This window comes from Pseudomonas sp. S2_F07, from assembly GCF_054668325.1.
On sequence record NZ_CP162758.1, the window covers coordinates 4,065,531 to 4,085,767 of the forward strand.

The 20,237-nt window shown below is 60.6% G+C and carries 18 protein-coding genes; 12 read left to right on the plus strand and 6 right to left on the minus strand.

Annotated elements, in window-relative coordinates:
* Nucleotides 1-3 precede the first annotated feature (3 nt).
* Nucleotides 4-993, plus strand: coding sequence for a sulfate/molybdate ABC transporter ATP-binding protein (locus tag AB4O40_RS18455; RefSeq protein WP_056726965.1), 990 nt, complete (start codon nucleotides 4-6; stop codon nucleotides 991-993).
* 89 nt (nucleotides 994-1,082) lie between these two features.
* On the opposite strand, the gene AB4O40_RS18460 is transcribed toward AB4O40_RS18455, so the two are convergent.
* Nucleotides 1,083-1,607, minus strand: coding sequence for an Mpo1 family 2-hydroxy fatty acid dioxygenase (locus AB4O40_RS18460; protein ID WP_056726964.1), 525 nt, complete (start codon nucleotides 1,605-1,607; stop codon nucleotides 1,083-1,085).
* Between the two features lie 83 nt (nucleotides 1,608-1,690).
* On the opposite strand from AB4O40_RS18460, the gene AB4O40_RS18465 reads away from it, so the two are divergent.
* A complete protein-coding gene (locus tag AB4O40_RS18465) occupies nucleotides 1,691-2,377 on the plus strand; it encodes a Crp/Fnr family transcriptional regulator (RefSeq protein ID WP_056726963.1) in 687 nt (228 codons plus the stop codon).
* A 208-nt stretch (nucleotides 2,378-2,585) separates the two neighbouring features.
* Here AB4O40_RS18465 and AB4O40_RS18470 read toward each other — a convergent pair whose 3' ends face one another.
* Nucleotides 2,586-3,590 (minus strand): AraC family transcriptional regulator, encoded by a 1,005-nt coding sequence (locus AB4O40_RS18470; protein ID WP_223541553.1) that lies wholly within the window; start codon nucleotides 3,588-3,590, stop codon nucleotides 2,586-2,588.
* Nucleotides 3,591-3,690: 100 nt separating this feature from the next.
* On the opposite strand from AB4O40_RS18470, the gene AB4O40_RS18475 reads away from it, so the two are divergent.
* The gene (locus tag AB4O40_RS18475; protein ID WP_223541552.1) at nucleotides 3,691-4,764 is read left to right on the plus strand and encodes a fatty acid desaturase; all 1,074 of its coding nucleotides are present in this window, start codon (nucleotides 3,691-3,693) and stop codon (nucleotides 4,762-4,764) included.
* A gap of 131 nt (nucleotides 4,765-4,895) precedes the next feature.
* Here the strand turns inward: AB4O40_RS18475 and AB4O40_RS18480 are convergent, their stop codons facing one another.
* Genes AB4O40_RS18480 through AB4O40_RS18490 form a run of 3 tightly spaced genes read right to left on the minus strand, consistent with a single transcriptional unit; the run spans nucleotide 4,896 to nucleotide 8,932 of the window.
* The gene (locus AB4O40_RS18480) at nucleotides 4,896-6,506 is read right to left on the minus strand and encodes an arylsulfatase (RefSeq protein ID WP_460053698.1); all 1,611 of its coding nucleotides are present in this window, start codon (nucleotides 6,504-6,506) and stop codon (nucleotides 4,896-4,898) included.
* Between the two features lie 15 nt (nucleotides 6,507-6,521).
* Complete coding sequence (locus AB4O40_RS18485; RefSeq protein WP_056726959.1) at nucleotides 6,522-7,337, minus strand: ABC transporter ATP-binding protein; 816 nt, start codon at nucleotides 7,335-7,337, stop codon at nucleotides 6,522-6,524.
* A complete protein-coding gene (locus AB4O40_RS18490) occupies nucleotides 7,334-8,932 on the minus strand; it encodes an ABC transporter permease (protein WP_223541549.1) in 1,599 nt (532 codons plus the stop codon). Before AB4O40_RS18490 ends, AB4O40_RS18485 begins: the two co-directional genes overlap by 4 nt.
* A 279-nt stretch (nucleotides 8,933-9,211) precedes the next feature.
* Between AB4O40_RS18490 and AB4O40_RS18495 the strand changes: the two genes are divergently transcribed.
* The gene (locus AB4O40_RS18495; RefSeq protein WP_056726957.1) at nucleotides 9,212-10,225 is read left to right on the plus strand and encodes an ABC transporter substrate-binding protein; all 1,014 of its coding nucleotides are present in this window, start codon (nucleotides 9,212-9,214) and stop codon (nucleotides 10,223-10,225) included.
* A gap of 78 nt (nucleotides 10,226-10,303) precedes the next feature.
* Here the strand turns inward: AB4O40_RS18495 and AB4O40_RS18500 are convergent, their stop codons facing one another.
* Nucleotides 10,304-11,224: a LysR family transcriptional regulator gene (locus AB4O40_RS18500; RefSeq protein WP_223541548.1), complete on the minus strand. Its 921-nt coding sequence runs from the start codon at nucleotides 11,222-11,224 to the stop codon at nucleotides 10,304-10,306.
* A 183-nt stretch (nucleotides 11,225-11,407) separates the two neighbouring features.
* On the opposite strand from AB4O40_RS18500, the gene AB4O40_RS18505 reads away from it, so the two are divergent.
* From AB4O40_RS18505 to AB4O40_RS18540, 8 genes are all read left to right on the plus strand, one after another.
* Complete coding sequence (locus AB4O40_RS18505; protein WP_056726955.1) at nucleotides 11,408-12,328, plus strand: TauD/TfdA dioxygenase family protein; 921 nt, start codon at nucleotides 11,408-11,410, stop codon at nucleotides 12,326-12,328.
* A gap of 134 nt (nucleotides 12,329-12,462) precedes the next feature.
* Entirely contained in the window at nucleotides 12,463-14,823 is a 2,361-nt protein-coding gene (locus AB4O40_RS18510) for a TonB-dependent receptor (RefSeq protein ID WP_409079081.1), read from the plus strand.
* Nucleotides 14,824-15,081: 258 nt separating this feature from the next.
* Nucleotides 15,082-15,891: an energy transducer TonB gene (locus tag AB4O40_RS18515; RefSeq protein WP_056726953.1), complete on the plus strand. Its 810-nt coding sequence runs from the start codon at nucleotides 15,082-15,084 to the stop codon at nucleotides 15,889-15,891.
* 44 nt (nucleotides 15,892-15,935) lie between these two features.
* Nucleotides 15,936-16,661: a MotA/TolQ/ExbB proton channel family protein gene (locus tag AB4O40_RS18520; protein ID WP_460053695.1), complete on the plus strand. Its 726-nt coding sequence runs from the start codon at nucleotides 15,936-15,938 to the stop codon at nucleotides 16,659-16,661.
* A 1-nt stretch (nucleotide 16,662) separates the two neighbouring features.
* Nucleotides 16,663-17,064 (plus strand): ExbD/TolR family protein, encoded by a 402-nt coding sequence (locus AB4O40_RS18525; RefSeq protein ID WP_007972930.1) that lies wholly within the window; start codon nucleotides 16,663-16,665, stop codon nucleotides 17,062-17,064.
* Nucleotides 17,065-17,352: 288 nt separating this feature from the next.
* Nucleotides 17,353-17,934, plus strand: coding sequence for an alpha/beta hydrolase (locus AB4O40_RS18530; protein ID WP_008045411.1), 582 nt, complete (start codon nucleotides 17,353-17,355; stop codon nucleotides 17,932-17,934).
* 55 nt (nucleotides 17,935-17,989) lie between these two features.
* A complete protein-coding gene (locus tag AB4O40_RS18535) occupies nucleotides 17,990-18,919 on the plus strand; it encodes a sigma 54-interacting transcriptional regulator (RefSeq protein WP_460053694.1) in 930 nt (309 codons plus the stop codon).
* A gap of 239 nt (nucleotides 18,920-19,158) precedes the next feature.
* A complete protein-coding gene (locus tag AB4O40_RS18540; protein WP_056726949.1) occupies nucleotides 19,159-19,941 on the plus strand; it encodes a MetQ/NlpA family ABC transporter substrate-binding protein in 783 nt (260 codons plus the stop codon).
* Nucleotides 19,942-20,237 lie beyond the last annotated feature (296 nt).

Sequence of the window (20,237 nt, forward strand, 5' to 3'; positions counted from 1 at the left end):
TTCATGTCGATCGAAGTGCGTAACGTCAGCAAGAATTTCAACGCGTTCAAGGCGCTGGACAACATCAGCCTGGACATCCAGAGCGGTGAACTCGTCGCGTTGCTCGGCCCGTCGGGTTGCGGCAAGACCACACTGCTGCGGATCATCGCCGGCCTGGAAACCCCGGACCGGGGCAACATCGTGTTCCACGGTGAAGACGTTTCCGGCCATGACGTGCGGGATCGCAACGTCGGTTTCGTGTTCCAGCACTACGCCTTGTTCCGCCACATGACGGTGTTCGACAACGTCGCGTTCGGCCTGCGCATGAAGCCGAAAAACCAGCGCCCGAGCGAAAGCCAGATCGCAACCAAGGTTCACGAACTGCTGAACATGGTGCAACTGGACTGGTTGTCGGATCGCTATCCGGAGCAACTCTCCGGCGGTCAGCGCCAGCGCATTGCCCTGGCCCGAGCGCTGGCGGTGGAGCCGAAAGTGCTGCTGCTCGACGAGCCCTTCGGCGCTCTCGACGCCAAGGTTCGTAAAGAACTGCGCCGCTGGTTGGCGCGTTTGCACGAAGACATCAACCTGACTTCGGTGTTCGTGACCCATGACCAGGAAGAAGCGATGGAAGTCGCCGACCGTATCGTGGTGATGAACAAGGGTGTGATCGAGCAGATCGGTTCACCGGGTGACGTCTACGAAAACCCGGCCAGCGATTTCGTCTATCACTTCCTCGGTGACTCCAACCGTCTGCACCTGGGCGAAGACAAGCACGTGCTGTTCCGCCCGCACGAGGTGTCGCTGTCACGCCATGAGCTGGAGGATCACCACGCGGCTGAAGTGCGCGATATCCGTCCGCTGGGCGCGACGACACGGGTGACGTTGAAGGTCGAGGGGCAGAGCGATCTGATCGAAGCCGAAGTGGTCAAGGATCACGACAGCCTGGTTGGTTTGGCAAAAGGCGAGACGTTGTTCTTCAAGCCGAAGGTCTGGCAGAAGGTCGCCAACATCTAAGGTCAAAAGATCGCAGCCTGCGGCAGCTCCTACAGTGGTACAGCTTTCCTCTGTAGGAGCTGCCGCAGGCTGCGATCCGTTAAAGCGGCCTAAGCCGCCGCATTTTTGCGATTGACCCGAACACCCCCCGCCCTCGCCTCAATCTGCTCTTTGAGCTCATGCCGCATCCCCAGCATGAAGGCCAGTTCAGCCACCACGAACAGCGGCCCGACAATCAACCCGGTCACGTCATCGACAAATGCCGGTTTGCGCCCTTCGTAGTGATGGCCGACAAACTGGATCGCCCAGCCGATCACGAACATCGCCACGCCGCTGCCCAGCCAGACCAGCGTGCTTTGCTGCGCCAGCGCATGGCCTGCCCACACCGACAGCCCGAGCAATACCGTCATCAACACGCCCAGGCGCAACTCCAGGCGCAGGTAAAACCATGCCGATGCCAGCGAAACGAGCACCGCCGGAGACAGCCACGCGCCACCCATGGACCATTCCGGCCGAGACAGCAACACCGCGACGGCCACCACGATCAGCGGAATGCCGATAAAGTGCGAGGCGATGTTGCGCGGGTCACGGTGGTAGGCGGCGTATTGACTGAGGTGGTCGACGAGGCTTTTCATTGTTGTTCTCCTGTGGGGTGATTGATCATGCCCCGGGGTTACTTCCCGCTCTGTCAGCCAGGCGACAATCTCTAGGAGTTTTCATGGATATGCAGGTCTGGCGTCCACGCCTGATGAGCGGTCAGTGGTTCAGCCATTTGCCTGTTTCCCTACAGGATAGCCTGCTGTCGGCGGCCAGGCTGCGGCGCCTGTCGCCGGGCCAGCGGCTGTTCAAGCGTGGCGATCCGCCCTGTGGTCTGTACGCAGTGCTTGAGGGCGCGGTGCGCGTCGGTGCCGTGAGCGAGCAGGGCAAGGAAGCATTGCTGAGCCTGGTGGAGCCGCCGCACTGGTTCGGTGAAATCTGCCTGTTCGACGGTCAGCCGCGCACCCACGATGCCTGCGGCGTGGGCCAGTGCACGCTGCTGCACATCCCCCAGAACACCTTGCTGGCGCTGCTCGACGAGCATCCGCGGCACTGGCGGCAACTGGCATTGCTGATGAGTCAGAAATTACGCATGACCTTCATCAACCTCGAACAACTGAGCCTGTTGCCGGCCCCGGCCCGGCTGGCGCACCGCTTGCTGATGATCGCCGAAGGCTATGGCGAGACCGCCCCACCGCGCCGCGTCCTGCAACTGCCACAGGAGCAGCTTGCCGCCATGTTGTCGCTGTCGCGCCAGACCACCAACCAGATCCTCAAGGAGTTGCAGGGGCAGGGGATCATCGGGCTGAGTTACGGCGAAATTGAAATCCTTGATGCTGCCCGATTGCGGGAACTGGCCACAATCTGAAACTCGACGCATATCCCTTGTGGGAGCGAGCTTGCTCGCGATGACAGTGTGTCAGTCTCCAGGTATGTCGACTGACAGTCCGCTATCGCGAGCAAGCTCGCTCCCACAGGGGATCTGGGTGAATCAGAGATTTGTGGTCACCGAAAAAACTGTGGGAGCGAGCTTGCTCGCGATGGGGGCAGATCAGCCAACTCACTGTCCGGATCAATCACTGCAACCCATCCCGAAACTGCCCAGGCGTCATCCCCGTCCAGCGCTTGAACGCACGGCTGAAGCTGCTGGTGTCGGCAAACCCGAGCAGATAACTGATTTCGCTCAACGAACATTGCGGGTCACGCAAGTGCAGCAGCGCCAGATTTTCGCGGCTTTCATTGAGCAGCGTGTCGAACCGGCAGCCTTCATCGGCCAGGTGCCGTTGCAGGCTGCGCAGGCTCAGGTGCAGGGCCTTGGCGATGTGCTCGGCGCTGGGTTCGCCTTCGGGCAGTTGTTCTTCGATGGCGTCGCGGACCTTGCGCTCCCACGTCAGCGGCTTGAGTTGCGCCAGGGTGCGCTTGAGCACGGTTTCGTTGTGTTCGGCCAACTCCGGGTTGGCGTCGTCCAGGTGGCTGTCGAAGTCGATGAGGGCGAACTCCAGTCGGTCTTCGTCGGCACCGAAGTGCACGGGCGAGCGAAAGACTTTATGCCATTGATGCGCGTCTGCCGGCTCCGGACGGCGCAGGTAGGTCGCCAACGGCGCGTAATCACGACCCAGGCGATTGCGGCAGGTGCGCACGTAAATCGCCATGAACGCATCGATGGCTTCAAAGGCCGGGGCCGGGTTGCCCAGCGGAATTTTCAGACTGAAACAGTAGCGATCCTCGGCGCGGGTCAGTTCCAGTTCCAGGGCGTCGCTGACCACCTGGTAATAGCGCACGATGCGCTCGAACACTTCCCGCAGGCTGCCGCTGGCCACCAGCGCATAACCCAGCGCATGGAAAGTGGTCGGGCTGACGAAACGCGACACCCGCAAACCGATCGCCGGGTCGCCGCTGGCCTGCACCGCCAGATTCCACAGGTACGTAGTGCCCGACAGTGGGTAGCGCGCGTTCGGGTCGTCCATCAATTGTGGGTCGAGCCCCGCTTGCTGGCACAGGGCGGTGCTGTCGATGCCCAGGGCATCGAGTTGCTTGCGCAGGGCACGGGTCCAGCTGGCGAGGGAGGTCGGTTCAGTCATGCTGATTGGCGCTTCCAGTCAACAGGTTGGCGTTCTCGGCTACCGCGTTGCGAGGCTTCGCAAGGCAGGATGCAACCATCAATAACCAGAGGATGGAAGCATGGACGGTACTTCTGCAAGTCCCCAGCGACTGAATGCAGCCCAACGATCAGCACATATTCGCCAAGTGGTGCTGGCCAGAGGCGTCGCACTGCGCGAGCAATACCCGATTCTCAAGCACCAGGACGCCCTCGGCGCGGGCATTCTGGCCTTCGCCGTGGCCGGCATGGTTGGTTCGGCGACGCTCTACATGACCGGGCACATGGCGTGGTGGGCGTGCCTGTTGCTCAACGCTTTTTTCGCCTCGTTGACCCATGAGCTGGAACACGACCTGATCCACAGCATGTATTTTCGCAAGCAGAAGGTGCCGCACAACCTGATGATGGGGTTGGTGTGGCTGGCGCGGCCGAGCACTATCAATCCGTGGATTCGCCGCCATCTGCACCTCAATCACCACAAGGTGTCGGGCTCTGAAACCGACATGGAAGAACGCGCCATCACCAACGGCGAGCCATGGGGCATCGCGCGATTCTTGATGATTGGCGACAACATGATGTCGTCGTTCATCCGCATGCTGCGGGCCAGGACCTGGGCGCAAAAGATCAGCATCGTCCAGCGCACCCTGAAGGTCTACGCACCGCTGGCGCTGATGCATTGGGGCGCGTGGTACGTGTTTCTCGGTTTCCACGCAGCGAACGGCGTTGCGCATCTGGTGGGCGCACCGATCGAGTGGTCGGCGACCACGTTGTCGGTGATGCAGGTGATCGACATCGCGGCGGTGGTGATCATCGGCCCCAATGTATTGCGCACGTTCTGCCTGCACTTCATCAGCTCGAACATGCACTACTACGGTGACGTGGAACCGGGCAACGTGATGCAGCAGTGCCAGGTGCTGAACGCGTGGTGGCTGTGGCCGTTGCAGGCGTTCTGCTTCAACTTCGGCAGCAGCCACGGGATCCATCACTTTGTGGTGAAGGAACCGTTCTACATCCGTCAGTTGACTGTGCCGGTGGGACACAAGGTGATGCGCGAGATGGGTGTGCGGTTCAATGATTTCGGCACGTTTGCGCGGGCTAACCGGTTTGAGGGCAGGGAAGAAGTGGCTGTGCAAAAGGTGCGTACAGTCGGGGTTTGATTGGGTGTGTTTGATGGCCCCATCGCGAGCAAGCTCGCTCCCACAGGGTTTGTCGGTGTGAATGCGATCTTTGCATCACATCGGCCACTGTGGGAGCGAGCTTGCTCGCGATAGCGGTATATCAGGCAATATCAATCCGGCTGAAACGGCGACTCACTCAGGATCACCCCAGTCTCATCCACATACCGCTGCCAATGCTCGATCAAGGCACTGAGCTTTTCCGGCTGACTCGACGCCAAGTCGTGAATCTCCCCCGGATCATTGCCCAGGTCATACAACTGCCAGGTTGCCGGCCCCACCGGTCCCGGGATGTACACTGCCTTCCATTGCCCTTGCCGAATCGCCCGTCGTCCGAACAATTCCCACCCGGTAACGGTGTGCTCGTCATGCACTTGCGCCGTCTCGCCCGACAGGAACCCAAGCCACGACTTGCCGCGAACTTGCGCCACGGGTTTGCCGTGCCATTGCTTGCCCGGATGGCGCACGCCGGCGAGGTCGAGAATGGTCGGCGTGATGTCCATCACTGTGCCGAAACCGTGGCTGATCTGCCCCTTGAGCGGCAGCTGCGGATAGTGCACCAGCGCCGGAACACGGATCCCGCCTTCGGTGGTGAAGGCTTTGAACAGCCGCGACGGCGCGGTCGCCACTTGCGCCCAGTTCGGCCCGTACCAGACGTAGGAGTTGGCGCGGCCGATGTTGTCCAGGCTGTTGTCGTAATGCTGGTTGAGATAGGTCAGCAACTGCGGGCCGAATTTCGGAAAGGCCTCCAGCAACGCCCCTTCGGCGCCGTTATCGGACATGAACAGGATGAAGGTGTTGTCCAGTTGCCCCTGCTGGCGCAAGTAATCGATGACGCGCCCGATGTTCCAGTCCATGCGTTCGACCATTGCCGCGTAGACCTCCATGGCCCGCGCCGAAATCTGCCGTTGCTCGTCGCTCAGGGCATCCCATTGTGCAGTCAACTGGATCAACGGATGGGGCTCGACATCGGCTTCGATCAACCCCAGGTTCTTGAGCTTTTCCAAGCGCTCAAGTCGCAGTACTTCAGGGCCGGCGTCATAGCGCCCGCGGTACTTTTCCACCACCTCGGCCGGCGCCTGCAGCGGCCAGTGAGGTGCGGAAAACGGCAGGTAGGCGAAGAACGGTCGAGTCTGATCACGCTCCTTGAGGTATTGCAGCAGCTTGTCGCCAAAGGCATCGGAGGAATAGAAATCCTTGGGCAGTTCATCGATGAATTGGTCGTCTTCGATGTACAGCGCCGGGGTGGATTTCAGCAGCCGTGGCGTCGTTTCATCGTAGGTCGGCTCGAAGCCGTAATGGTTGGCCGCGCCGGGCAACAGCGAAAACGAACGCTCGAAACCCCGGGCGTGGGGCGCAAGTTCGGCGGTCAGGCCCAGGTGCCATTTGCCGCTCATCAAGGTCTGGTAACCGGCCTCGCGCAGCAGCTCGGGCAGGGCGACCACGCGGTCGTTCAGGTGTCCTTCGTAACCCGGTTTGCCGATCAGGTCCGGGGTCAATGCTTCGGCCATGGTGCCGATGCCGGCGATGTGGTGATCGGTGCCGGTGAGCAGCATTGAACGGGTCGGCGAGCAGGTTGGCGCGGTGTGGAAATCGGTCAGGCGCAGTCCATTGTTGGCCAATGCATCGAGGTTCGGTGTGTTGATTTCGCCACCGAAGGCGCCGATGTCGGAAAAGCCCAGGTCGTCGGCCAGGATCACTAGAAAGTTGGGACGTTGCGGCATCAGGAATTTCCTTTTTCAGTAGGCAATGAAGGACAGCGGCAGATCGCGGACCTGCACCGGCACCGGGGGCTGGTAGTGATCGTCGCTGGTGAGTTCGTGAAGCAGTTCTTCGCGCAGATGGTGGAAGTCGAAACTGCTGCGCTGGCGCGGATGGGGCAGGGCAATGTCGACCACTTGCTTGATCCGCCCCGGACGCGGCTCCATCACCACTACGCGGTCGGCGAGGAAAATCGCTTCCTCGACATCGTGGGTGACCAGCACTGTGGTGATTTTTGCCCGGGCGCGGATCGCCAGCAGTTCGTCCTGCATCTGCTGGCGAGTCAGCGCATCGAGGGCGCCGAAAGGTTCGTCCAGCAGCAGAATCCGTGGGCTGGCCACCAGGCCGCGAGCGATGGCCACGCGCTGCGCCATGCCGCCGGAGAGTTGGTGCGGATAGGCGCGGGCGAAGTCGCCCAGGCCCACCAGTTCGATGAAGTCATGGATGCGCTTGTGCTTTTGCGCAGCGCTCAAGGGCTCGTTGACCAGGCCCAGGCCGATGTTGTCGGCCACGCTCAGCCACGGGAACAAGCGGTGTTCCTGGAAGACGATGCCACGCTCGCCGCCGATGCCGGTGACGGCTTTTCCGTCGACGCTGATCTGCCCGCGAAACTGCGTATCGAGGCCCACCAGCAAACGCAGCAAAGTGGATTTGCCGCAACCGCTGGAGCCGACGATGGCGACGAACTCGCCCTCGGCGATGTCCAGGTTGAATTCGCGAATGGCCTCAAGTGTGAAGCCGTCGACGTCGAAGGTTTTACCCACGTGATTGAAGCTGACAATCGGTGCGTTCATGCGTGTCTCCAGCGAGTGGCGCGGATTTCCAGGCGTTGGCCAATGAGGTTGAGCAGGGCACCGGTCAGGCCCACCAGCAGCATGCCGGCCATGATCAGGTCCATGCGCAGCAGTTGCTGGGCGCCGATCATCTGGCTGCCGATGCCGCCGTTGGACGGCATGAAGTACTCGGCGCCGATGGTGCCGAGCCAGGCGTAGATCAGGCTCAGCCTTAGCCCTGCAAAAATCCCCGGGGCTGCACCCGGTAGCACCAGTCGACCGAGGCGCTGGCGCAGGTTCAGGCGCAACACCTGCGCGGCTTCGTTGAGTTGTGGTGAGAGGTTGGCGACGCTGCGTTGGGTGGCGATGAACAGTGGGAAAAAGGCGGCGAGAGCAACGAACACCCACTTGGCCAATTCCCCCAGACCGAACCACGCGGTGAGCAGCGGCACCCAGGCGAAAATGGCGATCTGGCGGATGGCGGCGAGGGTGGGGCCGAGCACCCGGTCACTGGTGCGCGACAACCCCAGCAACAGCCCCAAGGCAAAACCGAGCCCGCCACCGAGCAGCAATCCGCCAAGTGTTCGGCCCAGGCTCAGGGCCATGCCGCCAAGCAGTGTGCCGTCGAGCAAACCGTCCTTTGTGGTCTGCAGGACGGCCAGCGGGGTGACCAGAATGTTCGCGTCAATCCATTGCTGATCCGAGGTCAGTTGCCACAATGCCAGAAGCGCCAGTGGCAGCAGCCACGGCTGCAATCGCTGCCAGCCGTGATAACGCGGCCCGCGACGGATTTCGGCGGTGGCCGGGTGCGGCCAGTGCACCAGTTTCCTGTCCAGCAGACCGATGCCGCGATCCATCGCCACGCCGATCAGGCCGATCACCACGATGCACACGAACACGATGTCGAGCATGAACAGCTGCCGCGCCCAGACCATCAGGTAGCCGATGCCTTCACTGGAAGCGAGCAGTTCGACAGCGAGCAGTGAAGTCCAGCCGGCGGCCAGCGCGAGGCGCACACCGGCCATGAAGGCCGGCAGCGCGGCAGGCAGCACCAGGCGGCGGATCAACAGGTGCCTGGGCAGGCGCAACACGGCGGCGGCTTCGCGCAGCTTGGGTTGTGCATCGCGTACACCGACCAGCGTATGCAGGGTTACCGGCACCACAATGGCCTTGATCAGCACCACCAGCTTCAGCACTTCCCCTATGCCGAAAAACACCATGAACAACGGAATCCAGGCCAAGGTCGGGACTTGGGCCAACCCGGCGAAGGTTGGAAATACCAGGCGCTCCAGTCGACGACTGAAACCCAGTGCCGCACCCAAAACAGCACCGGCGCTGATCCCGGCCAGCAGTCCCCAGAACAAGCGTTGCAGGCTGATCCACAAATGGCTCCACAACTCGCCTTGGGACAGTTCCACCGCGCTGTTCCAGACCAGGCTCGGCGCCGGCAGGATCTGCTCACTCATCCAGTGATTGCGGCTGGCGAGCCACCAGAGCGTGAACAGGGTGATCGGCAGCAACCAAGGCAACAGGCGACGATTCAGGCTGGGCCAGAGGCGCTGGTTTTCCAGTGGTGGCGCGGCCAGCGGCAGGCTGAGAAGAGAAACACGGGCCATGGATGACCTCCGTTGTCGGCGTATGCAAAAACGATCTATAAAAAACAAAATCAATGCTATTGAGAAATAAGCAAAGCCATTTAAGGCCTCCAGTTCAGCTGCATCCAATGCATTCGAAGAATATTTTCGATGCCGTTACTGCATACCTGTCCAAGAGCCCCGGATGCGTTGATTTAGATCTAAATGGTCTAAAAATGTGAATTTATAGTATTTAAGTGTTGGTTCCACTTCGGCCTACTTTCGGCTCCTCAACGCCCGTTGCCCCAAGGAGCCGCACCCATGAACCTTCCCTTCAAACGTGTCATCAGTCTGTTCGCCGCACCGGCCCTGGCGGGGCTGCTGGCTTTTACGGCCAACGCCGATGAGCTCAAGGAAATCCGCATCGCCGTGCCGGACCTGAGTGCCGGGACCCAGCACAGTGGTGGCGGGGTCGTGGATGTGCTGCGTGATCAACAGATCTTCGAAAAGGCTTTCGCCGATCAAGGCATCAAGATTCAGTGGAGCTTCTTCAAGGGCGCAGGCCCGGTGATCAACGAAGCGTTCGCCAACGGTCAGGTGGACTTGGCCTACCTCGGCGATCTGGCGGCCATCATCGGCAAGTCCAATGGCCTGGATACGCGACTGCTCAGTGCCTCGGCGCGCGGGGTGAAGCATTACCTGGGCGTGGTGCCGGGGTCGGGGATCAAGACCCTGCACGACCTCAAGGGCAAACGGGTGGCCATCTTCCGTGGCACCGCCAGCCAGTTGTCCTTCGATGCGGCGCTGGCCAGCCAGGGGTTGAGCGAGAAGGACGTGAAAGTCATCAACCTCGACTTCAACGCGGCAGTCGCGGCGCTGGCGGCGAAGCAGATCGATGCCTCGTGGGGCGGTTCCGGGCTGACGGCGCTGCAAGCCAAGGGGCTGGCCGAGTTGCCGCTCAATACCAAGGATCTGGGCGGTGCCGGCAGTGTGCAGGCGGTATTGATAGGGACCGGAAAGTTTGTCGAGGCGCATCCGGAGGCGGTGGCGAAACTGCTCAAGGCCCAACAGCAGGCCGTAGAGTGGCTGACCCAGGACAGCAACAAGGACGCCTACATTCAACTGGTGTCCGGGCTGGCGAGTTATCCACCGGTAATTCTTTCTCAGGATTTGAAGGATCAGAAACTGAGCGAGGTGTTCCCGTCGACGCTCGATCCGGTGTTCCTTGGCAAATTGCAGGATGCCGTGGATCTGGCTTCGCAGCAGAAGCTGATTCGCAAGCCATTCAAGGTGAGTGATTGGGTGGCGCCGGAGTTGGCTGCGGCCAGGCTTTAAATCTCAAAAGATCGCAGCCTTCGGCAGCTCCTACATTGATCAGTGTAGGAGCTGCCGAAGGCTGCGATCTCTTGATCTTCAAACAGCAACGGCCGTCTGCTGCCTGTCCACCGCCACCAACGTCTCGATCATCGCCCGCGCCGCCGGCGACAAGCGGAATCCGGTGCGACTGACGATCCCGCACCGTGCATTCATGCTCTCGATGTTCTGCGGCAGGTTGCGCCAGTGCAGCAGCACCAGTGAACCCTGGGCGATGTCTTCAACAAACGCTTCTTCAGTCCCCACGCCAATCGCATTCGATTGCAGCACCACTTTCACCAGCGCCGGGAAATGTTCGGTCTCGATGCTCGGTGAAAAATCCACCCGCCCACTGAGGTTCGCCAGCAGTTTTCGAATGCCTGGCGGGATCATCGTGGTCGCCAGCGGGTAATCGAACATGTCATTGGTCGACAGGCTTTCCTTGGCCAGCAGTGGATGCCCCGGTCGGCAGAAAAACACACCGCGCTTGGGCGTCAGGGCATGGGTCTGGAAATTCGGATCGGACTCGAAATGGCGGATGTCGGCGATGAAGAATTCGATCTCCTCACGGCTCAGCGCACGGCTGAGTTTTTCCCAGTTATCCACCTCAAAGCAGGTGCGCACTTTCGGATGCGCGTTGATGAATTGCGCCACCGCATCCGGCACCAGTTTCACCGCCGGTGCCGGGCCACAACCGAAGCGCAGTTCACCGGCATCGAGCTTGGTCATCTGCGTCACTTCAGCGTTCAAGAGGGCCGCTCCCTGCACCAGGCTGCGGGCATGTTGCAGCACCACCAGGCCTTCGGGGGTGGGGCGCAAATCCTTGTTGCCACGGTCCACCAGAACACAGCCGAACTCATGTTCGAGCCCCTGGATGCTGCGGCTGAAGGCAGGCTGGGTAATGCCCATGGCCTCGGCCGCGCGCACGAAACTGCGGTGTTCGTCGAGGGCGATGAAGTAACGCAACTGGCGAAGATCCATATGCTTTTCCGGCATCCTAAAAATAGTTCGAAGGCATTTGCGACGAGGGTTGACTGAGGTTTTAAATGCAACCTCTTATTCCGTCAACGAAGCATGTAGATATCTATTAGATCTAAACAGAATATAGATAGAGCAGTGTTTCGCGGCCGGTTCAACCGCAAGCAGTCCGATGAGGGTTTACCCATGAGCAATGCCGCTTTCGCAGTACAACCTGCTGTTCACGCGCTTGAAATCCATCCGGTGGCCGGTCGCATCGGTGCCGAAATCCGTGGTGTACAGCTTTCGGGCGAGCTGGATGCCGCCACTGTTGAAGCCATTCAACAGGCACTGCTGCAATACAAAGTGATCTTCTTCCGCGAGCAGACCCAGCTCGACGATCAACGCCAGGAGGCGTTCGCCCACCTGCTCGGCGAGCCGGTGGCGCACCCCACCGTACCGGTGCGCGAAGGCACGCGTTTTCTGCTGGAACTGGACGGTGCCGAAGGCCAGCGAGCCAGCTCGTGGCACACCGACGTGACCTTTGTCGAGGCCTACCCCAAAGCTTCGATCCTGCGCTCGGTGGTGGCCCCGGCTTTCGGCGGCGACACCCTGTGGGCCAACACCGCCACTGCCTATGACGGGTTGTCGGTGGAACTGCGTGAACTGGCCGACAAGCTGGTCGCCGTGCACAGCAATGAATACGACTACGCCGGCAGCCGGCCCGATGTCTCGGCCGAGAAGCTGGAGCGCTATCGCAAGATCTTCACCTCGACCGTCTACGAGACCGAACACCCGGTGGTCCGCGTACACCCGATCAGCGGTGAGAAGAGCCTGTTGCTGGGGCATTTCGTCAAGCGCATCAAGGGCTATTCCCAGGCCGATTCGGCGCACCTGTTCGGCTTGCTGCAAAGCCATGTGATCCGCCAGGAAAACATCGTGCGCTGGCGCTGGAAGGCCGGTGATGTGGCGATCTGGGACAACCGCTCCACCCAGCATTACGCAGTGGATGACTACGGGACCCAGGACCGCATCGTGCGCCGGGTGACGCTCAAGGGCGAGGTGGCGGTGGGTGTGAACGGGCAGGTCAGCCAGACGGTGAAAGGGCCGGATATCGACGGCGTCTGAGCTGACGCTATCGCCAGCGGGCTCGCTCCCACACTGACCGTGTGAACACTGGAGATCCCCTGTGGGAGCGAGCTTGCTCGCGATGGCGGCCTGGCAAGCAACAAAGAATTTACTTTGATCGGGAACCCTGCCTTATGAGTCCGTTGCACGTCGCTTCAACCTCTTCACCCCAACGGCTCAAACGCCTGCCCCTCGCGCTATTGCTGGCCGGCAGCGCCAGTTGGATCCAGGGCTATGCGGCCGAAAGCGCTACCCCGGAAACCACCCCCGTTAAAACCGCCACGGCCGACAGCGCGCAACTGGAAACCGTGACGGTCACCACTCGCCGCCGCGAAGAAAGCTCGCAGGATGTACCAACGCCAATGAGCGTGGTCAGCGGCCAGACCCTGGAAACCCAACGGGTCTATCGCATCCAGGATCTGCAGCAGCTGGTGCCTAGCGTCAACGTCGCCTACATGCATGCGCGCCAGTCCAGCGTGTCGATCCGAGGCCTGGGCAATAACCCGGCCAGCGATGGCCTGGAAGGCAGTGTCGGCCTGTACATCGACAACGTTTACCTGGGCCGTCCCGGTATGGCCGTATTCGACCTGATGGACATCGAGCAGCTCGAAGTGCTTCGCGGTCCGCAGGGCACCTTGTTCGGCAAGAACACCACCGCCGGGGTGATCAACATCAGCACCCGCGCGCCGACCTTCACCCCTGAACGCAGCATCGAATCTTCGGTGGGCGAGGACGGATACTTCCAGACCAAAGGTACGATTTCCGGCCCGTTGAATGACGAACTGGCCGGACGTTTTTCCGCGTATCGCACCCGCAGCGATGGCGACATCAAGAACGAATTCGACGGCCACGATTTAAATGGTGGCTCCCGCGAAGGCTTCCGTGGGCAGTTGCTGTTCAAGCCCAACGAGTCATTCAACCTGCGCTGGATCGGCGACTACAACGAGGAAGATTCCAGCGCCGGCACACGTGTGCTGTACAGCACCGGCCCGACCATCAATGGCACCAACCTGTATCAGACCCGGGCCAACGCGGCGGGCGCGACACTGGTTGACGGCACGCACCGCAAGGTCAACCTGAACAACGAACAACACGTCACTGTGCATCAGGGCGGTACCTCGGTCGAGGCCAACTGGACATTGCCAAGCGACTTCACCCTGACCTCTATCAGCTCCTATCGCTGGTGGAATTTCACCCCGCGCAACGATGACGGCCTGAACGTAACCGCCTTCTACAACGCTGGTGTTTCGGTGGAGGATAAGCAGTACTCACAGGAGTTCCGCCTGGCGTCGCCTACCGGTGGATTCTTCGATTACGTGCTCGGCGCCTACTACTTCGGTTCCGACCTGGACAACAAATCCTTCACCTATTACGGCCCGCAAGCGGACATCTGGAGCGGTACGCCAAACGGTGCGTTGAACAACATCGACAGCGTCGGCAACGGGCATATCGAAACCAACAGCTTTGCGCTGTTCGCCCAGGGCACCTGGCACCTGACCGAACGCCTGGACTTCACCGCCGGGCTGCGTGGCACCTATGAAGAGAAAAACGCCAATGTCACGCGCGATGCACCGGTCGGTGGCGTTGCGGTAACCGGTGCGGCGGCCGCGGCGAGGCGTGGTCGTGCCGGCGCATACGATTCCGGCGATCTGAATCAGTACAGCTCCAGCCCCTCGGGTTTGTTGAACCTCAGTTACCGCCTCACCGACGACCTGCTCACTTACGCCACCTTGTCCCATGGCGAAAAATCCGGCGGGGTCAACCTGGCGGTGGGCACGGCACCGGTTGCCGGCGCCGACTCGCTGCTGATCGGCACCGAGCGCGCCAACAATGCCGAGCTCGGTTTCAAGAGCACCCTGTGGGACCGTCGCCTGCAACTCAACGCCAACCTGTTCTGGACCCAGGTCAATGGCTACCAGACCAACGCCTACGACGACGTCAATCGCGTGCAATACCTGACCAACGCCGGTTCCGTGCGCTCCCGTGGCGTGGAGTTCGAAAGCACCCTGATCCCGCTGCGTGGCCTGACGCTGAACATCAACGGCTCGTACAACGACGTCAGCTACCTCTCCTACAAGGATGCACCGTGCCCGCCGGAAGTCAGCCTGGCGCCGGGCGCTCCAGCGTCCTGCGACCTCAGCGGCCATCAAGTGGTGGGTGCTTCGAAATGGATCGGCAACGCCAACGGCGAATACAAATGGAACCTGAGCAACGGCTTCGAAGAGTACGTCACCGCCAGCTATGCGTTCCGCTCCAAAGCGGTGGGCACGGTGGAAGATTCGGACTTCGGACAGATCCCGAGTTATGCGGTGGTCAACCTGTCCACCGGCCTTCGCGGCGACTTCAACCAGGGGCAGTGGGACGTTTCGCTGTGGCTGAAAAACGCCTTCGACAAAACCTATTACACGACGCTGTGGACGGCCGCCAATGGCGGTTATGAAGGCCTGCTCGGCACCCCGCGGACGCTGGGCGTGACCGGTCGATATGACTTCTGACGGCGAAAAACCATGCCTTGGATGAATACTTTCAATGCGGGCAAGGCATCGGTTTTTCCCCGCTACGCCGGAGCCCTTGAACGGCGGGCTCTGGCGGTGGATTGATGGTTTATATATTCGCTTAAGGTCTAAACATAAGTTTAAACATTACTTTAAGAACTAAGCGTTCAAGCCAATGATTGCTCTACCGGGACGTCGTCGGGGGATGTTCAGTACGACGTTCCGGTAGTCCGCAAAGAGACCGCAGGGAGTTAAACAATGGGCAATGTCCAGACCGCCGCCAGCGCCCATGAAGTGCTGTGGCGCCAGGCACCCGGTGGTGAGTTGGTCGACCTCGGCCGACCGCACCGGGTGCCCTTGGGCCAGTTGCGTTTGCAGCGTGCGCCCAAAGACGTCCTTCGCCGACGAGAAGCGATCGTGCTGGGCGTGCTGGCGTTGCTGGTGCATGGCGCGGTGATCTATTGGGTCAATCAGCAACCGACCACCGTGCTGCCCATCGTGCCACCGGAGATTCCGCCGATGACCATCGAGTTCTCGCGTCCGGCGCCACCGGTGGTCGAGCCGCCGCCACCGCAACCTGTCCAGCCTGTGGTGGAGCCGCCTCCTCCCGTGGAAGACGAACTGGCGGTGAAACCTCCTCCACCGAAGCCGGTTCCCAAGCCCAAACCGGTGGCCAAACCGTTAGTGAAACCGGCGCCAAAAGCCGTTGAACAACCACCTGTGCCGCCACAACCGGTAGCGCCTGTCGCGGCCCCGGCGCCACCTGCACCTCCAGCGCCCGCACCTGTGACACCGGCCTCGGCCACCGCCGGTTACTTGAAAAACCCGGCGCCGGAATACCCGTCGCTGGCCCAGCGTAAAGGCTGGGAAGGCACGGTGTTGTTGCGCGTGCATGTGCTGGCCAGCGGCAAGCCCGGCGAGATCCAGCTGCAGAAAAGCAGCGGTCGCGATGCACTCGACGAAGCGGCGCTGAACGCGGTGAAACGCTGGAGTTTCGTGCCGGCCAAGCAAGGTGATGTCGCCCGGGACGGCTGGGTCAGCGTGCCTATCGATTTCAAGATTCATTAAACCGAAACCAAATTCGCGCGAAACGTTTACACGAGGAATACACCATGACGTTACTGGCATCTCCACTTGAATCCATCGAAAGCGCGGTGATCTGGCTGCTGGTGGTTTTTTCCGTCGCGACATGGGGTCTGGCATTGCTCAAGGGCGTGCAGTTCGCTCGACTCAAGTCACAGGATCGAAAGTTTCATCAACAGTTCTGGGCGGCTTCGAGCCTCGACTCGGCGGCAGAGCTGAGCGAAACCAGGCCAGGGGCGGCAGCCCGGGTTGCACAGGCCGGTTATGCGGCCATCCAGGTGGGCGAGACGCCGCAGGCGGCGGACTTGAGTCAGGCGATCAATCATCAGGATCGTCTGGAGCGTGCCTTGCGTCAGCAGATCGTGCGTGAGCGTCGGTCGCTGGAAACCGGGTTGGCGGTGGTCGCGAGCATTGGCAGCACCTCGCCGTTCATTGGTTTGTTCGGCACGGTGTGGGGAATCATGGAAGCGTTGAAAGGCATCAGCGCGGCGGGCTCGGCAAGTCTTGAAACGGTCGCTGGACCGATTGGCGCGGCACTGGTCGCCACCGGCGTCGGGATCGCCGTCGCGGTGCCGGCGGTGCTGGTTTACAACTATTTTTTGCGTCGTTTGAAACTGACGGCGGCGGACCTGGATGACTTCGCCCACGACTTCTACAGCCTGGCGCAGAAGAGTTCGTTCCGTGTGCTGATCCACCCGACGGCGCACAAGGCGGTAGCCCAGGGCAATGCGCACAAAGTGAAGGAGGCGTCCTGACATGGCCTTCTCCACGCAAGACACTGACGAGGTGCTCAGCGAGATCAACGTGACACCGTTGGTGGATGTGATGCTGGTGTTGCTGGTGGTGTTCATCGTCACCGCACCGCTGCTGACCAACGCGATACCGATCAACCTGCCCAAGACCGAAGCGGTGGCGCCGGTGGAGCAGAAAGACCCCTTGGTGGTGAGCATCGACGGTGCCGGCAAACTGTTTATCAACAAGGACGAGATACAACCGGACTTGCTGGAGTTCAACCTCAAGTCGGCGAAGGCCAAGGACCCCGAGGTGCGCGTGCAGTTGCAGGCGGACGATGGGGTGAATTACGGCGAGGTGGCGCGGGCCATGGCGTCGATTGAACGGGCAGGGATTACCAAGTTGTCGGTGATTACTGCGCGTTAACAGATTTTCGTTTTCCGGGGCCGTCTCCTTGGCAGGGTGCGGCCCTTTTTTTTCCTCGATTTCAGCAGCACCACTAATCCCCTGTGGGAGCGAGCTTGCTCGCGAATGCGGCGTATCAGTCGACATAAATATTGCCTGACCGGACGCTTTCGCGAGCAAGCCCGCTCCCACAGTCGATGGTGTTTATATTCGATATAGATCTTAACAAATAGCTTCTTATTCCTTAACGAATATAAATCCTCTCCCTATACTCGACCGGGAACAGACACGCAGCAGGAGAGCTCCCCCATGCGCAACGAATCAATTCGCTACCTGATTGTGCCGGGCTGGCAAGGATCGCCAGAAGATCATTGGCAAAGCCACTGGCAGAACAGCCTGCCGAACAGCGCACGGGTGGAACAGGCCGACTGGCTGACGCCGCGCCGTGAAGACTGGGTCGCGGCGCTGGCCGAGGCGATTGCCGCCGACAGCACGCCGGTGATTCTCATTGCCCACAGCCTGGGCTGCATCACCGTCGCCCATTGGGCCGCGAGTGCCCCCGTGCAGTTTTTGCGTCAAGTGCGCGGCGCCTTGCTCGTCGCGCCGGCCGATGTCGAACGCCCGGCCTGCGCGCCGGCCTTGCGCAATTTCGCGCCGATCCCGACGGATCTGCTGCCGTTCCCCAGCCAGGTTGTCAGCTCCGACAACGACAGCGCCGTCAGTGCACCACGGGCCTTGGAGCTGGCGCGTAACTGGGGCGCCGAGGCGGGGATTCTGGCGGGGGCGGGGCATATCAACGTGAAGTCCGGTCACCAGCGTTGGGAGCAGGGTTTTGCCTACCTCTATCGACTGCAAAACCGCATGGAACACCACGCCCTGCGCCGCGCTTGAACACTTTCCTTATTTAACGCCCCCGTCTCCCGGCGGTTTTGGGCGGGAGTCTGCCATGAGCTTCGAAACCTTCGGCCAGCCACTGCTGACCTTTCCCGATGCTGAAAAAAGTCCCCTGAGCATCCGTGCCAAGGCGCTGGTGTTTGTCGATCCACGGTCACGGCAATTACGTGAAGACCTTGAACAACTGGCCACGCGTTCAGTGTCAGTGCTTATCCGTGGCGAAACCGGCACCGGCAAGGAGTTGCTGGCCCGCCATATCCACCGCGCCAGTGATCGCGGCGGGTTGTTCGTCTCGGTCAACTGCGGGGCCATCAGCCCGACCTACGCCGACGCCGAGTTGTTTGGCTATGCGGCGGGCAGCTACAGCGGCTCGGCGAGCAGCCGCGCCGGGTGGTTCGGTTCGGCCAACGGCGGCACGTTGTACCTGGACGAAATCGGCGATTTGCCGTTGCCGATCCAGATCAAATTGCTCGCCGCGCTGGAAAACCACGAAGTCACCCGCGTCGGTGCCCAGCAACCGAGCCCGGTGGACGTGCGACTGGTGGCGGCCACCAGCATCGATCTGGCCCAGGCGGTTGCCGCCGGAAAATTCCATGAACGGCTCTATCACTACCTCAGCGAAGGCCAGCTCGAACTGCCGGCGCTGCGCGAGCGCACGGGTGACATCCTGTCGCTGGCCGAATACTTCCTCGGGATCTACAGCCAGCGTCTCGACTTGCCTGTGCCGCTGATCAGCGAAGCGGCGCAGCTTGTGCTGGAACGCCACAGTTGGCCGGGCAATACCCGGGAGCTGGAAAACATCATTCACTTTGCACTGCTGGTGAGTACGGGCGACGAGATTTTGCCGGAGCATTTGAACCTGCCCGAGACGTTGGTTTCTTTGGGGCAAATTGAGCAGCAAATAAAGTATGTCTTTTCCAACGGTACGCCTGAGGAGCACCAGGCACTGAAGCAATTGCTGCTTACGACCGGGCTTTTGTAGGAGCTGCCGCAGGCTGCGATCTTTTGATTTCCGGCGGCCTCAATGCCATCAAAGTCAAAAGATCGCAGCCTGCGGCAGCTCCTACGTGAACAAAATGGAATATGAAGCTGAATAAACGTTATTGTTCGGGAATAAAAAATCCCGGTATTGTCCGCTTCACGCCAGCGATAGCACTTCACTGGCACTCTCATATTCAAGCCGTCGCCACAAGCGACTGTGATTTTCGATAAGGACACTGCATGAAAAAGGTTCTGTTGTTCACCGCACTGGCGGCTGCCCTGACCACGGGTCTGGCCCAGGCTGGCGAGAAGCTGGTGGTTGCCGCGACTCCGGTGCCACACGCCGAGATCCTTGAGCTGATCAAGCCAACCCTGGCCAAAGAAGGCGTGGACCTGGAAATCAAGGTTTTCACCGACTACGTTCAGCCGAACGTGCAGGTCGACCAGAAGCGTCTGGACGCCAACTACTTCCAGACCCTCCCGTACCTGAAGAGCTTCAACGAAGGCAAAGGCACTCACCTGGAAACCGTGATCGGTGTTCACGTTGAACCCTTCGGCGGCTACTCGAAGAAAATCAAAACCCTGGCTGAACTGAAAGACGGCGCGACCATTGCCATCCCGAACGAAGGCAGCAACAGCGGCCGTGCCCTGATCCTGCTGCAGAAGGCTGGCCTGATCGAGTTGAAAGACCCGAAAAACGCCGTGTCGACCCCGAAAGACATTGCCAAGAACCCGCACAACTTCAAGTTCAAGGAGCTCGAATCGGCCATGTTGCCGCGTGTGCTGGATCAGGTCGACCTGGACATGATCAACACCAACTACGCACTGGAAGCGGGCCTGAATCCGGCGAAAGACGCGCTGATCATTGAAGGTGCCGATTCGCCTTACGTGAACTACCTGGTGGCCCGTCCGGACAACAAGGACAGCGTCGCCATCCAGAAACTGGCCAAGGCCCTGACCAGCCCGGAAGTAAAAGCATTCATCGAGAAGAAATACAGCGGCGCGGTATTGCCGGCGTTCTGATTCGCGAAGCAAACCCCTTTAAGGTTTCAAACGCCGACGGCTGATTTAGCGTCGGCGTTTTTTATGTGTGCTGGTTTTATGCTCCGCAACCCAGCGGGAGCAAGCTCCCTCGCCACAAAAAACAACTCCGGGGGCTGCTGTAACCTTCAAGCCGGCTTGGTCTTCAAGGCCCTGCGCAACGCCATCAAGAGTTTCACAATGTCCTGCGGATCCAGCCGTTGCGGCGGTTGTACGTCTGCCATGTTCTCGTCCTTGTGAGGTTTTGGCCGGGAGTCTGGCCAAAAGTGGTTCGTCCT

Bases quoted from the DNA above. Each gene is read 5' to 3' on its own strand.
- AB4O40_RS18455 (WP_056726965.1), top strand. From the start codon at position 4: ATGTCGATCGAAGTGCGTAACGTCAGCAAGAATTTCAACGCGTTCAAG.
- AB4O40_RS18460 (WP_056726964.1), bottom strand. From the start codon at position 1,607: ATGAAAAGCCTCGTCGACCACCTCAGTCAATACGCCGCCTACCACCGT.
- AB4O40_RS18465 (WP_056726963.1), top strand. From the start codon at position 1,691: ATGGATATGCAGGTCTGGCGTCCACGCCTGATGAGCGGTCAGTGGTTC.
- AB4O40_RS18470 (WP_223541553.1), bottom strand. From the start codon at position 3,590: ATGACTGAACCGACCTCCCTCGCCAGCTGGACCCGTGCCCTGCGCAAG.
- AB4O40_RS18475 (WP_223541552.1), top strand. From the start codon at position 3,691: ATGGACGGTACTTCTGCAAGTCCCCAGCGACTGAATGCAGCCCAACGA.
- AB4O40_RS18480 (WP_460053698.1), bottom strand. From the start codon at position 6,506: ATGCCGCAACGTCCCAACTTTCTAGTGATCCTGGCCGACGACCTGGGC.
- AB4O40_RS18485 (WP_056726959.1), bottom strand. From the start codon at position 7,337: ATGAACGCACCGATTGTCAGCTTCAATCACGTGGGTAAAACCTTCGAC.
- AB4O40_RS18490 (WP_223541549.1), bottom strand. From the start codon at position 8,932: ATGGCCCGTGTTTCTCTTCTCAGCCTGCCGCTGGCCGCGCCACCACTG.
- AB4O40_RS18495 (WP_056726957.1), top strand. From the start codon at position 9,212: ATGAACCTTCCCTTCAAACGTGTCATCAGTCTGTTCGCCGCACCGGCC.
- AB4O40_RS18500 (WP_223541548.1), bottom strand. From the start codon at position 11,224: ATGGATCTTCGCCAGTTGCGTTACTTCATCGCCCTCGACGAACACCGC.
- AB4O40_RS18505 (WP_056726955.1), top strand. From the start codon at position 11,408: ATGAGCAATGCCGCTTTCGCAGTACAACCTGCTGTTCACGCGCTTGAA.
- AB4O40_RS18510 (WP_409079081.1), top strand. From the start codon at position 12,463: ATGAGTCCGTTGCACGTCGCTTCAACCTCTTCACCCCAACGGCTCAAA.
- AB4O40_RS18515 (WP_056726953.1), top strand. From the start codon at position 15,082: ATGGGCAATGTCCAGACCGCCGCCAGCGCCCATGAAGTGCTGTGGCGC.
- AB4O40_RS18520 (WP_460053695.1), top strand. From the start codon at position 15,936: ATGACGTTACTGGCATCTCCACTTGAATCCATCGAAAGCGCGGTGATC.
- AB4O40_RS18525 (WP_007972930.1), top strand. From the start codon at position 16,663: ATGGCCTTCTCCACGCAAGACACTGACGAGGTGCTCAGCGAGATCAAC.
- AB4O40_RS18530 (WP_008045411.1), top strand. From the start codon at position 17,353: ATGCGCAACGAATCAATTCGCTACCTGATTGTGCCGGGCTGGCAAGGA.
- AB4O40_RS18535 (WP_460053694.1), top strand. From the start codon at position 17,990: ATGAGCTTCGAAACCTTCGGCCAGCCACTGCTGACCTTTCCCGATGCT.
- AB4O40_RS18540 (WP_056726949.1), top strand. From the start codon at position 19,159: ATGAAAAAGGTTCTGTTGTTCACCGCACTGGCGGCTGCCCTGACCACG.